The organism is Pseudomonas mendocina (assembly GCF_003008615.1).
GTDB lineage: Bacteria > Pseudomonadota > Gammaproteobacteria > Pseudomonadales > Pseudomonadaceae > Aquipseudomonas > Aquipseudomonas mendocina_C.
Map to the genome: position 1 here is coordinate 5,181,521 of NZ_CP027657.1, position 13,981 is coordinate 5,195,501.

A 13,981-nucleotide genomic window follows, 5' to 3' on the forward strand; every position below is an offset into this window, starting at 1 on the left:
ACACCGCCATAGCGACAAGGCGATTACGTGACGCCCCATCTACCACAGCGGCTTACAACAACTCGAATGGCCGAACGAGTCGGCCACTAACGCTTAGCGCTTCTTGCGGTTGGCGATGTGGATCGCGCCACCGTTCACGGCCAGGGCGGCTTCGTGCAGCGCCTCGGACAGAGTCGGGTGCGAGAAGACCATCATGCCCAGATCTTCGGCGCTGGTGCCGAATTCCATGCCGATCGCACCTTGCTGAACCAGCTCGGCGGCGCTCGGGCCAATCACGTGAACGCCCAGTACGCGGTCGGTGTTGGCATCGGCGATGACCTTGACCAGACCACCGGTATCGTTGGCAGCCATGGCACGGCCGCTGGCAGCGAACGGGAAGGTACCGACGTTGACGGCAACGCCTTCAGCCTTCAGTTGCTGCTCGGTCTTGCCGACCCATGCGATTTCCGGGTGGGTGTAGATAACCGACGGGATCAGGTCGTAGTTCATCTGAGCCTTGTGGCCAGCGATGCGCTCGGCAACCATCACGCCCTCTTCCGAGGCCTTGTGGGCCAGCATGGCGCCACGCACCACGTCACCGATGGCGTAAACGCCCGGTACGCTGGTCGCGCAATGATCGTCGACGAAGATATAGCCGCGCTCGTCGAGGGTCACGCCGCTGTCAGCAGCCAGCAGGTCGGTGGTGACAGGACGGCGGCCAACGGCCACGATCAGCTTGTCGAACACCATTTTCTGCTCGCCTTCGGCGTCGGTGAAGCTCACGGTAACCTGCTTCTTCTTCACTTCCGAACCGGTCACGCGAGCGCCCAGGCGGATGCTCAGGCCCTGTTTGGTCAGGGTCTTCATCGCTTCCTTGGCAATCTGCTCGTCAGCAGCCGGCAGGAACTTGTCCAGGGCTTCGAGAACGGTGACTTCCGCGCCCAGGCGCGACCAGACCGAACCCAGCTCCAGGCCGATCACGCCAGCGCCGATCACGCCCAGCTTCTTCGGCACGCTCTGGAATTCCAGAGCGCCGGTGGAGTCGACGATGACGTCCTGATCGACCGGAGCCGGCGGGATATCAACCGGACGCGAACCGGAAGCCAGGATCACGTTCTCGGCTTCGACGATGGAGGTCTTGCCATCCTTGTCGGTCACTTCGACCTGCTTGCCAGCCAACAGCTTGCCGTGACCTTCCAGCAGGGTCACGCCGTTGGCCTTGAACAGGCCGGCAACGCCACCGGTGAGGTTCTTGATGATGGTGTTCTTGCGCGCGACCATGGCCGGAACGTCGATGGTGACGCCTTTGGCCTCAATGCCGTGCACGGCGAAGCCGTCTTTGGCTTCGTGGTATTTCCAGGAGCTGTCCAGCAGAGCCTTGGAGGGGATGCAGCCGACGTTCAGGCAAGTACCGCCGAGGGCGACTTTACCCTCCTTGTCCTGATACTTCTCGATGCAGGCGGTCTTCAGGCCGAGTTGCGCTGCTTTGATGGCGGCAACGTAGCCACCAGGGCCGGCACCGATGACTACCACGTCGAATTTCTGAGTCATAACTGATTCCTTCTCGAAAAAACCGGGCGGCCTCATACCGAGGCCGCCTTGGAAAAGACTGGCTTAGATTTCCAGCAGCAGGCGAGCCGGGTCTTCCAGCAGGTTCTTGATGGTCACCAGGAAGCTAACGGCTTCCTTGCCATCGATCAGGCGGTGATCGTAGGACAGCGCCAGGTACATCATCGGGCGGATAACGACCTGACCGTTAATGGCCATCGGACGTTGAACGATGTTGTGCATACCCAGGATCGCGGCCTGCGGCGGGTTGACGATCGGGGTCGACATCATCGAACCGAAAGTACCACCGTTGGTGATGGTGAAGGTGCCGCCGGTCATTTCCTCGATCGACAGTTTGCCGTCTTTGGCTTTCTTGCCGAAGGTGGCGATACCGCTTTCGATCTCGGCCAGGCTCATCAGCTCGGCGTTACGCAGTACCGGAACCACCAGGCCGCGGTCGCTGGAAACTGCAACACCGATGTCGGAGTAGCCGTGGTAAACGATGTCGTTGCCGTCGATCGAGGCATTGACTGCCGGGAAACGCTTCAGCGCTTCAGTAGCGGCCTTGACGAAGAAGGACATGAAGCCCAGGCGCACGCCGTTGTGGGACTTCTCGAACAGATCCTTGTACTTCGAACGCAGGGCCATGACTTCGGTCATGTCCACTTCGTTGAAAGTGGTCAGCATGGCCATGGTCGACTGAGCCTCGACCAGACGCTCGGCGATCTTGGCGCGCAGGCGGGTCATCGGCACGCGCTTCTCGGTGCGGTCGCCAGCGGCGGTCACAACCGGAGCGGCAGCAGCGGCAGCCGGCTTGGCAGCAGGAGCAGCCGGAGCGTTCTTCTTGGCTTCGACAGCAGCGACCACGTCTTCCTTGGTCACGCGACCACCTTTGCCGGTGCCAGCGATGCTGTTCGGGTCGATGCCGTTCTCTTCGGCCAGCTTGCGAGCAGCCGGCGAAAGGATGGCGTCGTCACCAGCGGCGGCGGCCGGAGCAGCAGCCTGAGCAGGTGCAGCAGCAGCGGCGGCCGGTGCGGCGGCGGCAGCGCCACCTTCGGTCAGCTTGCCCAGCAGTTCATTGGAGAGAACGGTATCGCCTTCGTTCTTGATGATTTCAGCCAGGACGCCGTCGGCCTCGGCCAGGACTTCGATCACGACCTTGTCGGTTTCGATGTCGACGATCAGCTCATCGCGCTTGACCGCTTCGCCCGGCTTCTTGTGCCAGGTGGCGACGGTGCCGTCGGCAACCGATTCCGGGAAGGTTGGGGCTTTGATCTCGATAGCCATTGTATGTGTTCCTTAAATTCGTTTTGTACCGGCAGGCGGCGAATGCCACCTGCCGGATGAAGGCGTTAAACAGTAAAGGCGTCCTGCAGCAGTTTTTCCTGCTGCTCGGCGTGCATCGAGGCGTAACCGCAAGCTGGTGCAGCCGAGGCATCGCGACCGGCGTACTCGAGGAACAGTGCCTTCTTGTGCGCAGTGGCGACGCGACGCATGTGGTGCTGGCTGCAGTACCAGGCCCCTTGGTTCATCGGCTCTTCCTGACACCAGACGATGTGCTTGAGGTTCTTGTACGGAGCCAGAACCTCGGCCAGGTCGTCTTCCGGGAACGGATAGAGCTGCTCGATACGCACGATGGCGATATCTTCACGGCCTTCGGCGCGGCGTTTTTCCAGCAGGTCGTAGTAGACCTTGCCGCTGCACAGCACCAGGCGCTCGACCTTCTTCGGATCGATCGCATCGATTTCCGGGATGACGGTCTGGAACGAGCCTTCGGCCAGATCTTCCAGGGTCGAGATTGCCAGCTTGTGACGCAGCAGCGATTTCGGCGTCAGCACCACCAGCGGCTTGCGCAGCGGACGGATCACCTGACGACGCAGCATGTGGTAGACCTGAGCCGGGGTGGTCGGCACGCAGACCTGCATGTTGTGCTCGGCGCACAGTTGCAGGTAACGCTCCAGACGCGCCGAGCTGTGCTCAGGCCCCTGCCCTTCATAGCCGTGCGGCAGCAGCATGGTCAGACCGCACAGACGGCCCCACTTGTGCTCGCCACTGGAGATGAACTGGTCGAACACCACCTGGGCGCCGTTGGCGAAGTCGCCGAACTGAGCTTCCCAGATCACCAGCGCATTCGGCACGGTGGTCGAGTAGCCGTATTCGAAGGCCAGTACCGCTTCTTCGGAAAGGAAGGAGTCGTACAGTTCGAACTTGGGCTGACCTTCGTACAGGTTCTTCAGGGCAACGTAGGTGCTGGCGTCCTTCTGGTTGTGCAACACCGCGTGACGGTGCGAGAAGGTGCCACGGCCGATGTCCTGACCGGTCATGCGGATCGGGTGGCCTTCGAACAACAGGGTCGCGTAAGCCATGGTCTCGGCGTAGCCCCAGTTGATCGGCAAGCCGCCGGCGCCCATCTTCTGGCGATCTTCGAGGATCTTGGAAACCTGGCGCTGAACCAGGAAGCCGTCCGGAATCTCCAGCAGTTTGGCCGACAGATCCTGCAGGGTCTTCAGGTCGAAGCGAGTGTCGTGACGCGCGGTCCAGGTGTGGCCCAGGTACGGACGCCAATCGACGAACAGTTCCTTGTTGGGTTCCTTGACCAGGCTCTTGACCACGTGCTGGCCGTTGTCCAGTGCGGTACGGTACTCGTCGATCTTGGCCTGTACGTCTTCGCTGGTCTGCACACCGGCAGCGATCAGTGCATCGGCATACAGCTCACGGGTGGTGCGCTGCTTGGCGATCTGCTGGTACATCAGCGGCTGAGTACCGTTCGGTTCGTCGGCCTCGTTGTGGCCGCGACGACGGTAGCAGACCAGGTCGATGACCACGTCACGCTTGTACTGCATGCGGTAATCGACAGCCAGCTGGGTCACGAACAGCACGGCTTCCGGATCATCACCGTTCACGTGGAAGATCGGCGCCTGGATCATCTTCGCCACGTCAGTGGCGTATTCGGTCGAGCGCGAGTCTTCCGGGCGGCTGGTGGTGAAACCAACCTGGTTGTTGATCACGATGTGAATGGTGCCGCCCGTCTTGTAACCACGGGTCTGCGACATCTGGAAGGTTTCCATCACCACGCCCTGACCGGCGAACGCCGCATCACCGTGGAGGGAAATCGGCAGTACCTTGTCGCCACTGGCGTCATTACGACGATCCTGGCGGGCACGTACCGAACCTTCGACCACCGGAGAAACGATCTCCAGGTGCGAGGGGTTGAACGCCAGCGCCAGGTGAACTTCACCACCAGCGGTCATGACGTTGGACGAGAAGCCCTGGTGGTACTTCACGTCACCGGACGAGAGACCTTCGGTCTTCTTGCCTTCGAACTCGTCGAACAGATCGCGCGGGTTCTTGCCGAAGGTGTTGACCAGTACGTTCAGACGGCCGCGGTGGGCCATGCCGATGACGATTTCCTTGGTGCCGTAGGAGCCGGAACGCTGGATGATCTCGTCCAGCATCGGGATCAGGCTCTCACCGCCCTCCAGACCGAAGCGCTTGGTGCCTGGGTATTTGGTGCCCAGGTACTTCTCCAGGCCTTCGGCAGCGGTAACGCGCTCGAGCACGTGCGCCTGCACTTCAGCGGAAAATTGCGGACGACCACGCACGCTTTCCAGACGCTGGGCGAACCAGTGACGCTGGCCGGAATCGACGATGTGCATGAACTCGGCACCGATGGTGCGACAATATGTCTGCTGCAACGCACCGAGGATTTCACGTAGGGTCGCCTCTTCCTTACCGATGTACAGCTCGCCGGTACGGAAAGTGGTATCCAGGTCAGCGTCGGTCAGGCCGTAGTGATTGATCGACAGATCGGACGGCGCGGTACGCACCCACAGCCCCAGCGGATCGAGCTGAGCGGCTTGGTGGCCACGCACGCGGTAGGCCTGGATCAGACGCAGCACTTCTACCTGCTTCTTCTCGTGCTCGCTGCTGACGGCCCCGGCGGAAACCGGCTGGGCACGACGCGAATTCTTGGCGAGCAGAACGAAATGATCGCGAATGGTCGAGTGCGACACATCCGCTGCAGCGCTGCCGTCGGTCGGCAGCTTCTGGAAGTAAGTGCGCCACTCTTCTGGCACAGCGTTGGGATCGTGCAGGTAGAGCTCGTAGAGCTCTTCCACGTAGGCAGCGTTGCCACCGGATAGGTGGGCACTGTCCCACATGCGCTGCATCACGCTTTCTTGCATGCTTGGTCACCCTCGGTAAGGGGACACCATCGGCGCGAATACCGTATGGCCCAAATCAAAGTCATGGTGCTGCGACTCGGATAAAGCCACTTGGGTTCCCGCAGATAGTCCGGGTACCAGCCCGGATGCCCCTGCTGGTCGTCATAATTTTTCGAATATGAACCGCGGCTTTGTGGGCTGCGGTTCTGGCTTTTACTGCAAGGCCGGCCGAAGCCGGACTTGCAGGTGTTACAGGTACAGCAACTTTCGAATCAGGTACCGCTTTGCAGCAACATGTTGCGAACGTGACCAATGGCCTTGGTCGGGTTCAGCCCTTTCGGGCACACGTTCACGCAGTTCATGATGCCGCGGCAGCGGAACACGCTGAACGGGTCGTCCAGGGACGCCAGACGCTCGCTGGTCTTGGTGTCACGGCTGTCGGCCAGGAAGCGGTAGGCCTGCAGCAGTGCAGCGGGACCGAGGAACTTGTCCGGGTTCCACCAGAACGACGGGCAGCTGGTCGAGCAGCAAGCGCACAGAATGCACTCGTATAGCCCGTCGAGCTTCTCGCGCTCTTCCGGCGACTGCAGGCGCTCGATGGCCGGAGCCGGCGTATCGTTCTGCAGGAACGGCTGCACCTTCTCGTACTGCTTGTAGAAGATGCTCATGTCGACGACCAAGTCACGAATGACCGGCAGACCTGGCAGCGGACGAATCACCAGCTTGCCGCCCTTGAGGCCGGCAGCGGAGATCGGCGTGATGCAGGCGAGGCCGTTCTTGCCATTGATGTTCATGCCGTCGGAGCCACATACACCTTCACGGCAGGAGCGACGGTAGGAGAAGCCTTCGTCCTGTTCCTTGATCAGCGCCAGCACGTCAAGAACCATGATGTCCTTGCCGCCGGTATCGACCTGGAAGTCCTGCATAAACGGAGCAGCGTCTTTCTCCGGGTTGTAGCGATAAACACTGACTTGCAACATATCAGTCACCCTTAATAAGTCCGAACCTTGGGTTCAAATGCCGGAACGGTCTTCGGCGCGAAGTTGACGGCACGCTTGGCAACGCGCTTCTCGCCTGGGAAGTACAGGGAGTGGCACAGCCAGTTCTGGTCATCGCGCTCCTCAAAGTCTTCACGAGCGTGGGCGCCACGGGACTCTTTACGAGCCTCGGCTGCGACCGCGGTCGCTTCGGCGACTTCGAGCAGGTTTTGCAGTTCCAGCGCTTCGATACGCGCAGTGTTGAACGCCTGGCTCTTGTCCGCGATTTTGACTTTCGCGATGCGCTCACGCAGGTCGGCCAGTTGTTGGATGCCCTTCTGCATGTATTCGCCAGTACGGAATACACCGAAGTAGTTCTGCATGCACTGTTGCAGCTCTTTACGCAGCGGCGCGACATCTTCGCCAGTGCTGCGCTCGTTGACGCCAGCCAGACGCGACAGCGACTGCTCGATGTCGGTTTCGCTGGCACCACGGACTTCCACGCCTTCTTTCAGCGCTTTTTCCAGGTGCAGGCCGGCAGCACGGCCGAACACGACCAGGTCGAGCAGCGAGTTGCCGCCCAGACGGTTGGCGCCATGTACCGATACGCACGCCACTTCACCTACGGCGAACAGGCCTTCGATGATCTTGTCGTTGCCGTTGGCGTCCTGAGTCATTGCCTGGCCATGAATGTTGGTGGCAACGCCGCCCATCATGTAGTGGCAGGTCGGAATGACCGGAACCGGCGCGACAACCGGGTCGACATGCGCGAAGGTCTTCGACAGTTCGCAAATGCCTGGCAGGCGGCTGTGCAGTACTTCTTCGCCCAGGTGATCGAGTTTGAGCAGCACGTGATCCTTGTCCGGGCCACAGCCGTTGCCGGCAATCACTTCCTTGACCATGGAGCGGGCAACGACATCGCGGCCAGCCAGGTCTTTGGCGTTCGGAGCGTAACGCTCCATGAAGCGCTCGCCATGGGCGTTGATCAGGTAACCACCCTCACCACGGCAGCCTTCGGTAACCAGTACACCGGCGCCGGCGATACCGGTCGGGTGGAACTGCCACATCTCGATGTCCTGCACCGGTACACCAGCACGCAGAGCCATGCCCACGCCGTCGCCAGTGTTGATCAGGGCGTTGGTGGTGGAGGCGTAGATACGACCAGCACCGCCAGTGGCCAGAACCACGGCCTTGGAGCGGATGTAGACGGTTTCGCCAGTCTCGATGCAGATGGCGATGATGCCGACGATGGCGCCGTCCTGGTTCTTCACCAGATCGACTGCATACCACTCGTTGAGGAACGAGGTGCCGGCTTTCAGGTTGGCCTGATACAGGGTGTGCAGCAGTGCGTGACCGGTACGGTCGGCAGCGGCGCAGGTACGGGCAGCCTGAGTCGGATTATCAGGTCCCTTGGACTGACCGCCGAACGGACGCTGATAGATGCGGCCTTGCTCGGTACGGGAGAACGGCAGGCCCATGTGCTCGAGTTCGAACACGGCCTCCGGGCCGACGGAACACATGTATTCGATAGCGTCCTGGTCACCGATGTAGTCGGAACCTTTGACGGTATCGTACATGTGCCAGCGCCAATCATCGTTCGGGTCGGCCGAAGCGATGGCGCAGGTGATGCCACCTTGAGCAGATACGGTGTGCGAGCGAGTCGGGAACACCTTGGTGACCACGGCAGTCTTGTGACCGCCCTGAGCCAGCTGCAGCGCTGCGCGCATACCAGCGCCACCGCCACCTACGATGATGGCGTCATAGGAAAGAGTACGGATGCTAGCCATGAATCAGAAACCCCACAGAATCTGCACGCCCCAGACGAACAGGACGAACTGGAGAACGCCACATGCCGCCTGGACCAGGAAACGCACGCCGGTAGCCCAGCGGCCAATGGCCATGGGCGTCAGGTAGTCGGTAGTGATGGTCCACATACCTACCCAGGCGTGCACGATCAGCGCAACCAGCGCCAGAAGGCTGAAGATGCGCATCGCAGTGTGAGAGAACAGACCGTGCCATTCGGCGTAGCCCATTCCTGGATTACAGATCACATAGCTCAGCAGAAACAGCGTGTAAGCCGCGAGAACGACCGCAGAAACGCGTTGCGCCATCCAGTCATAGAGGCCCGAACGCGAGAAGTTCGTAACGTTGGTTACCATATCCATACCCCCAGCAGCACGATCACGATGACCGAGATGACAAGCACGATTTTCGAGCCCAGCTTGCCGCCTTCAAGCGTCTCACCGACGCCGACATCCATGATCAGATGGCGCACACCGGCCACCAGGTGGTACAGCAGAGCGGACAGAAGACCCCAGATCACGAACTTGGCCAGCGGGCTGGTCAGGCATTCTTTCACTTGGGCGAAGCCCTCTTCGGAGGTCAGCGACTTGTCGAGGCCGAACAGCAGGATGGCGATACCGACAAAGAGGATGACACCGGAGATACGGTGAAGAATGGACGTGTAAGCGGTGATCGGAAGCTTGATAGTCCGAAGGTCTAGGTTTACAGGTCGTTGGCTATTCACGGCTTTTTTATCACACTGAGAGCCCCTAACTATCAGGGCAAAGTTGTTGGGAAGTGCACTGGCAAGGTACCCATCACCCAATGAGTGACAACCGCCATGACACGGCCCTAAAGCCTGTGGCGGTCGGCCGCAGAGTATAGACAGTTAGCAGACTAATGACAATGCGACCTCCCCCCCTAAAAAGCGCATTGCAGACTGCAAAAAAATGACGTAAATAGCGGCCTTTTTTCGTTGAAAACCACGCCGAAACCCTTCTGCCAGCTGGGTTTTCGCAAATTGACTTTCGGATTTATCCCACTATAGTGGTGCGGGCCCTGCGTGGGGGGCTGGTTGATGATTCCAAGCATAATTAGGAGGCCAAACATGGCTGACAAAAAAGCGCAGTTGATCATCGAGGGCGCAGCCCCCGTCGAACTGCCTGTTCTGACCGGCACCGTTGGTCCTGATGTAATCGACGTGCGGGGCCTGACCGCCACGGGTCGCTTCACTTTTGATCCCGGCTTCATGTCGACCGCCTCTTGCGAGTCGAAGATCACCTATATCGATGGTGACAAGGGCATCCTGCTGCACCGCGGCTATCCGATCGAGCAACTCGCCGAAGACTCCGACTACCTGGAAACCTGTTACCTGCTGCTCAATGGCGAACTGCCGAGCAAGGAAGAGAAGGCCCAGTTCGTCAGCACCATCAAGAACCACACCATGGTTCACGAGCAGTTGAAGACCTTCTTCAACGGCTTCCGCCGCGATGCCCACCCAATGGCCATCATGTGCGGCGTAGTGGGCGCCCTCTCTGCCTTCTATCATGACTCGCTGGACATCAATAATCCGCGCCATCGCGAGATTTCGGCCATGCGCCTGGTCGCCAAGATGCCGACCATCGCGGCCATGACCTACAAGTACTCCATGGGCCAACCCATGATGTACCCGCGTAACGACCTGAACTACGCGGAAAACTTCCTGCACATGATGTTCAACACCCCGGCCGAGATCAAACCGATCAGCCCGGTGCTGGCCAAGGCCATGGACAAGATCTTCATCCTCCATGCCGATCACGAGCAGAACGCCTCCACCTCCACCGTGCGCCTGGCAGGCTCCTCAGGCGCCAACCCGTTCGCCTGTATCGCAGCCGGCATCGCAGCACTGTGGGGCCCGGCACACGGTGGCGCCAACGAAGCCGTACTGGCCATGCTGGACGAGATCGGTGACGTATCGAACATCGACAAGTTCATCGCCAAGGCCAAGGACAAGAACGATCCGTTCAAGCTCATGGGTTTCGGCCATCGCGTCTACAAGAACCGCGACCCGCGCGCTACCGTGATGAAGCAGACCTGCGACGAAGTCCTCGGCGAGCTGGGCATCACCAACGATCCGCAGCTGGAACTGGCCATGCGCCTGGAAGAGATCGCCCTGACCGATCCGTACTTCAAGGAACGCAACCTGTACCCGAACGTCGACTTCTATTCGGGGATCATCCTCAAGGCGATCGGCATTCCGACCAGCATGTTCACCGTGATCTTCGCCCTGGCACGCACCGTCGGCTGGATCTCGCACTGGAAGGAAATGCTCTCCGGCCCGTACAAGATCGGCCGCCCGCGTCAGCTGTACACCGGCTACGAGCAGCGCGACCTGCCTGCCAACCGCGACTGATAGCGCTGCATCACGAAAAAGGCTGCCACTTGGCAGCCTTTTTTCATTTATCCAGCTATCCAGCGCGTCTCAACGTCCCTCGGCCTGCGCACGCAGCCCTTTCAGCGTTTCCAGCGGCGCATCGACCACAAAGCTGTTGGCCAGCCAGGACGGTACGCTACCACCCGGTTCGGTATGCACCTCGTAAGTCACTTCCACCTCACCATCGCTCAGCGGCTTCATATGCCACTGACCATCGACCCGACTGACCCGCACGAAGTCCTTTTCTTCCGGCAGGCGCTCAGGCACGGCCTTGAGCAGACGCGTGACGCTGCCGTCAGGCTCGGTTCGAGTGGTGACTTGAATCACCGAATCACGCGACTTCACCGGCCAGGGCATCTCGAAGCGAGTATAGATTTCGCTGACATCGTCCTTGGTCTCCAGCAGCCGCTGCTGCTGACAGCTGAAGATCCAAGCGCAGGAGCCTGAAACGTCCTCCTGCAAGGCCAGCAAATGCGGCAAATCGCTTTTTACCGTGACCACGCCACGGTAGGCCTTGTACTTCGACCCCGGCACCTCGGCCAGGTAGACACGAATGCCGTCCTCCTCCCGTTCCAGCTGCCACGGCCTCTCGGCGGCATGGGCAGCGCTCGCACACAACATCATGGCCAATGCGGAAATACGGATCATCTTCAGACCAGCTCCCTGGGGATTGTTTGCGTTTCGACCGCTGATGATCATAGCGGGTTCAGATCATCAAGCAGTCGCCTGCTCGAGCCAACCCAGCATTCGAATGGCACTCTCACGGCTGTCGCCACAGACAAGCTCGTCAGCCTTGAATGCAGCGCACACAGCCGGACGCTCCGCCCGCCCGAACAGGGCGCAGAGATAGTCAACGGAAAGATGGAGACAACGCACGCCGGCTGGCTTGCCTTCGGGCATGCCTGGAATCGGCGAACTGATGGAGGGCGCGATGCAGCAGGCACCACAACCGGCACGACATTCCATGAGAAGACCTCGACGACGCGAAACGAACGGCGGCGATCCTAATGAGGCGCGCGCCGCCAGTCGAGGCCTTTCATGATCAGTGGTTACGCTGCAGGCGCGCCAACAGGCTGGAGGTATCCCAGCGGCCACCGCCCATGCCCTGCACGTCGGCGTAGAACTGGTCGACCAGCGCCGTGACCGGCAGTTGCGCGCCATTGCGACGCGACTCTTCGAGCAGGATCGACAGATCCTTGCGCATCCAGTCGACGGCGAAACCGAAGTCGAACTCACCGGCCAGCATGGTCTTGTAGCGATTTTCCATCTGCCAGGATTGCGCAGCGCCCTTGCTGATCACATCGACCACCGCGTGGCCATCGAGACCGGCGCATTGAGCGAAGTTCAGCGCCTCGGCCAACCCCTGAACCAGGCCGGCGATGCAGATCTGGTTGACCATCTTGGTCAACTGCCCGCTACCGGCCGGCCCCATCAGTCGAATCATTCGCGCATAGCTCTGGATAGCGGCTTCGGCGGCGGCATAGGCTTGCGGTTCGCCGCCAACCATCACCGTCAGCACGCCGTTGACGGCGCCCGCCTGACCACCGGACACCGGTGCATCGAGAAAACCCAGGCCGCGCTCAGCGGCGATAGCTGCCAGCTCCCGCGCGACATCGGCCGAGGCCGTGGTGTGATCGACCAGGATGGCGCCCGGCGCCATACCCGCGAAAGCGCCCTGCTCACCCAGAACCACGCTGCGCAGGTCATCATCGTTACCCACGCAGCACATCACCAGCTCAGCACCCTGCACGGCCTCACGCGGTGTAGGCGCACTGCTGCCGGCGTATTCGCCCATCCATTGCTCGGCCTTGCCCGGCGAGCGGTTGTAGACCGTCACCTGATGCCCTTTGCGCGCCAGATGCCCGGCCATTGGATAGCCCATGACGCCCAAACCGAGAAACGCGACCTTTGCCATACCAACCTCCTCCAGATACAGGCGGCAGAGCCTAACACGGCGTTTGCCCTGCTCGAAAAGGCCTTCCATACTGCCAGCGGTTTCGTTCAGAGCGAGGGCTTGAGCCTGATCTGATGCCAGGAACCTTTTCAATGCAGCAGGGCCGAAGTGCAAAAGATCGCAGACAGGTTCTAAGGAGCGCCCATGGGGCATTGGCTAGTCATCGACCTGGAAGCCACCACCGACGAAGGCGGCTGGGCGATGGAAGAAATGGAAATCATCGAGATCGGTGCCAGCCTGGTCGGAGCAGATGGTCATGAGCGCGACCATTTTCAGCGCATCATCAAACCGCAACGCCGGCCCTGCCTGACCGACTTCTGCCGCGAACTCACCCACATCACCCAGGCCGAGATCGATAGCGCCGCCGCCTTGCCTCAGGTGTGGGCCCAGTTCGAACGCTGGCTGGGACAACATGCGCCGCGTCTGGCTGGCTGGAGCAGTTGGGGGGACTACGACCGCCGCCAACTGGAACAGGAATGGCGCCAGCATCAGCTGCATAGCCTGTTGGCCGATGTTCCGCACCTGAACCTCAAACAAGCCTTCGCCAAGGCGCGTCAGTTGCCACGCCCCGTCGGCCTTCACAGCGCCCTGCAACTGGCCGGTATGCAGTTTCAGGGGCAACAGCACCGTGCCCTGGAGGACGCGCGCAATACCGCACGCCTGCTGCCGCTGGTTCTCCCCGTTAAAGGGTGATGACGAAAAAAAAGCGCTTGGGCATACTGGCGCCCTTTTATGGCCTGCCATTCATGGCGGTCACCCTTCGGGTCGTCGCCAGGCGACGTTAAAACTGGCTCCCAGCAATTTTTCCAACCCCTTCCGAGGAATCGCAGATGTTCAAGGTCAACGAGTACTTCGACGGCACCGTCAAATCCATCGGCTTCACCATGGCTGAAGGCCCTGCCACCATTGGCGTGATGGCCCCGGGCGAATACGAATTCGGCACCAGCCAACTGGAAGTCATGCATGTCGTCGCCGGCGCCCTGACCGTCAAACTGCCGGGTAGCGACAGCTGGAACACCTTTGAAGCCGGCAGCAAGTTCACCGTCGAAGCCAACAGCAAGTTCCAGCTGAAGGTGGCTGTGGATACCGCCTACCTCTGCGAATACCGCTAAGCCACAAGGCGCCACGAAGAACCGGCCCCAGCGGCCGGTTTTTTCTTTGATGA

Annotated in this window: 13 protein-coding genes; 3 read left to right on the forward strand and 10 right to left on the reverse strand. The window is 60.6% G+C overall.

The genetic code is table 11. The annotated features are described in order from the left end of the window. Positions 1–93: 93 nt before the first annotated feature. The 7 genes from lpdA to sdhC all read right to left on the reverse strand — a co-directional run bounded on the left by lpdA (position 94) and on the right by sdhC (position 9,194). Positions 94–1,530, reverse strand: coding sequence for a dihydrolipoyl dehydrogenase (lpdA, locus tag C7A17_RS23925; protein ID WP_106741395.1), 1,437 nt, complete (start codon positions 1,528–1,530; stop codon positions 94–96). Between the two features lie 63 nt (positions 1,531–1,593). Further along, the gene (gene odhB / locus C7A17_RS23930; protein ID WP_106741397.1) at positions 1,594–2,814 is read right to left on the reverse strand and encodes a 2-oxoglutarate dehydrogenase complex dihydrolipoyllysine-residue succinyltransferase; all 1,221 of its coding nucleotides are present in this window, start codon (positions 2,812–2,814) and stop codon (positions 1,594–1,596) included. 65 nt (positions 2,815–2,879) lie between these two features. Continuing rightward, positions 2,880–5,711, reverse strand: coding sequence for a 2-oxoglutarate dehydrogenase E1 component (locus tag C7A17_RS23935; RefSeq protein WP_106741400.1), 2,832 nt, complete (start codon positions 5,709–5,711; stop codon positions 2,880–2,882). 251 nt (positions 5,712–5,962) lie between these two features. Further along, on the reverse strand, positions 5,963–6,670 hold the full coding sequence (locus C7A17_RS23940) for a succinate dehydrogenase iron-sulfur subunit (RefSeq protein WP_106741402.1): 708 nt from the start codon (positions 6,668–6,670) through the stop codon (positions 5,963–5,965). Between the two features lie 11 nt (positions 6,671–6,681). Further along, the gene (gene sdhA / locus C7A17_RS23945; RefSeq protein WP_106741405.1) at positions 6,682–8,454 is read right to left on the reverse strand and encodes a succinate dehydrogenase flavoprotein subunit; all 1,773 of its coding nucleotides are present in this window, start codon (positions 8,452–8,454) and stop codon (positions 6,682–6,684) included. Between the two features lie 3 nt (positions 8,455–8,457). Further along, positions 8,458–8,826: a succinate dehydrogenase, hydrophobic membrane anchor protein gene (gene sdhD, locus C7A17_RS23950; RefSeq protein ID WP_106741407.1), complete on the reverse strand. Its 369-nt coding sequence runs from the start codon at positions 8,824–8,826 to the stop codon at positions 8,458–8,460. Continuing rightward, positions 8,820–9,194: a succinate dehydrogenase, cytochrome b556 subunit gene (gene sdhC, locus C7A17_RS23955; protein WP_106741410.1), complete on the reverse strand. Its 375-nt coding sequence runs from the start codon at positions 9,192–9,194 to the stop codon at positions 8,820–8,822. Before sdhC ends, sdhD begins: the two co-directional genes overlap by 7 nt. A 363-nt stretch (positions 9,195–9,557) precedes the next feature. Between sdhC and gltA the strand changes: the two genes are divergently transcribed. Beyond that, on the forward strand, positions 9,558–10,841 hold the full coding sequence (gene gltA, locus C7A17_RS23960) for a citrate synthase (protein ID WP_106741412.1): 1,284 nt from the start codon (positions 9,558–9,560) through the stop codon (positions 10,839–10,841). Between the two features lie 69 nt (positions 10,842–10,910). On the opposite strand, the gene C7A17_RS23965 is transcribed toward gltA, so the two are convergent. The 3 genes from C7A17_RS23965 to C7A17_RS23975 form a co-directional block, all read right to left on the reverse strand. Continuing rightward, a complete protein-coding gene (locus tag C7A17_RS23965) occupies positions 10,911–11,510 on the reverse strand; it encodes an START domain-containing protein (RefSeq protein WP_106741414.1) in 600 nt (199 codons plus the stop codon). A gap of 66 nt (positions 11,511–11,576) precedes the next feature. Continuing rightward, the gene (locus tag C7A17_RS27140; protein ID WP_106741416.1) at positions 11,577–11,828 is read right to left on the reverse strand and encodes a YkgJ family cysteine cluster protein; all 252 of its coding nucleotides are present in this window, start codon (positions 11,826–11,828) and stop codon (positions 11,577–11,579) included. Positions 11,829–11,904: 76 nt separating this feature from the next. Next, complete coding sequence (locus C7A17_RS23975) at positions 11,905–12,777, reverse strand: NAD(P)-dependent oxidoreductase (protein WP_106743149.1); 873 nt, start codon at positions 12,775–12,777, stop codon at positions 11,905–11,907. A gap of 183 nt (positions 12,778–12,960) precedes the next feature. On the opposite strand from C7A17_RS23975, the gene C7A17_RS23980 reads away from it, so the two are divergent. Further along, positions 12,961–13,509, forward strand: coding sequence for a 3'-5' exonuclease (locus C7A17_RS23980; protein ID WP_106741419.1), 549 nt, complete (start codon positions 12,961–12,963; stop codon positions 13,507–13,509). A gap of 137 nt (positions 13,510–13,646) precedes the next feature. After that, the gene (ppnP, locus tag C7A17_RS23985; RefSeq protein WP_003459961.1) at positions 13,647–13,928 is read left to right on the forward strand and encodes a pyrimidine/purine nucleoside phosphorylase; all 282 of its coding nucleotides are present in this window, start codon (positions 13,647–13,649) and stop codon (positions 13,926–13,928) included. The last annotated feature ends 53 nt before the right edge of the window (positions 13,929–13,981 follow it).

Excerpts from the sequence above, each read along its gene's own strand:
- C7A17_RS23965 (WP_106741414.1), bottom strand. The coding sequence starts at position 11,510 with ATGATCCGTATTTCCGCATTGGCCATGATGTTGTGTGCGAGCGCTGCC.
- C7A17_RS27140 (WP_106741416.1), bottom strand. The coding sequence starts at position 11,828 with ATGGAATGTCGTGCCGGTTGTGGTGCCTGCTGCATCGCGCCCTCCATC.
- C7A17_RS23940 (WP_106741402.1), bottom strand. The coding sequence starts at position 6,670 with ATGTTGCAAGTCAGTGTTTATCGCTACAACCCGGAGAAAGACGCTGCT.
- sdhD (WP_106741407.1), bottom strand. The coding sequence starts at position 8,826 with ATGGTAACCAACGTTACGAACTTCTCGCGTTCGGGCCTCTATGACTGG.
- lpdA (WP_106741395.1), bottom strand. The coding sequence starts at position 1,530 with ATGACTCAGAAATTCGACGTGGTAGTCATCGGTGCCGGCCCTGGTGGC.
- gltA (WP_106741412.1), top strand. The coding sequence starts at position 9,558 with ATGGCTGACAAAAAAGCGCAGTTGATCATCGAGGGCGCAGCCCCCGTC.
- odhB (WP_106741397.1), bottom strand. The coding sequence starts at position 2,814 with ATGGCTATCGAGATCAAAGCCCCAACCTTCCCGGAATCGGTTGCCGAC.
- C7A17_RS23975 (WP_106743149.1), bottom strand. The coding sequence starts at position 12,777 with ATGGCAAAGGTCGCGTTTCTCGGTTTGGGCGTCATGGGCTATCCAATG.
- ppnP (WP_003459961.1), top strand. The coding sequence starts at position 13,647 with ATGTTCAAGGTCAACGAGTACTTCGACGGCACCGTCAAATCCATCGGC.
- C7A17_RS23935 (WP_106741400.1), bottom strand. The coding sequence starts at position 5,711 with ATGCAAGAAAGCGTGATGCAGCGCATGTGGGACAGTGCCCACCTATCC.
- sdhA (WP_106741405.1), bottom strand. The coding sequence starts at position 8,454 with ATGGCTAGCATCCGTACTCTTTCCTATGACGCCATCATCGTAGGTGGC.
- C7A17_RS23980 (WP_106741419.1), top strand. The coding sequence starts at position 12,961 with ATGGGGCATTGGCTAGTCATCGACCTGGAAGCCACCACCGACGAAGGC.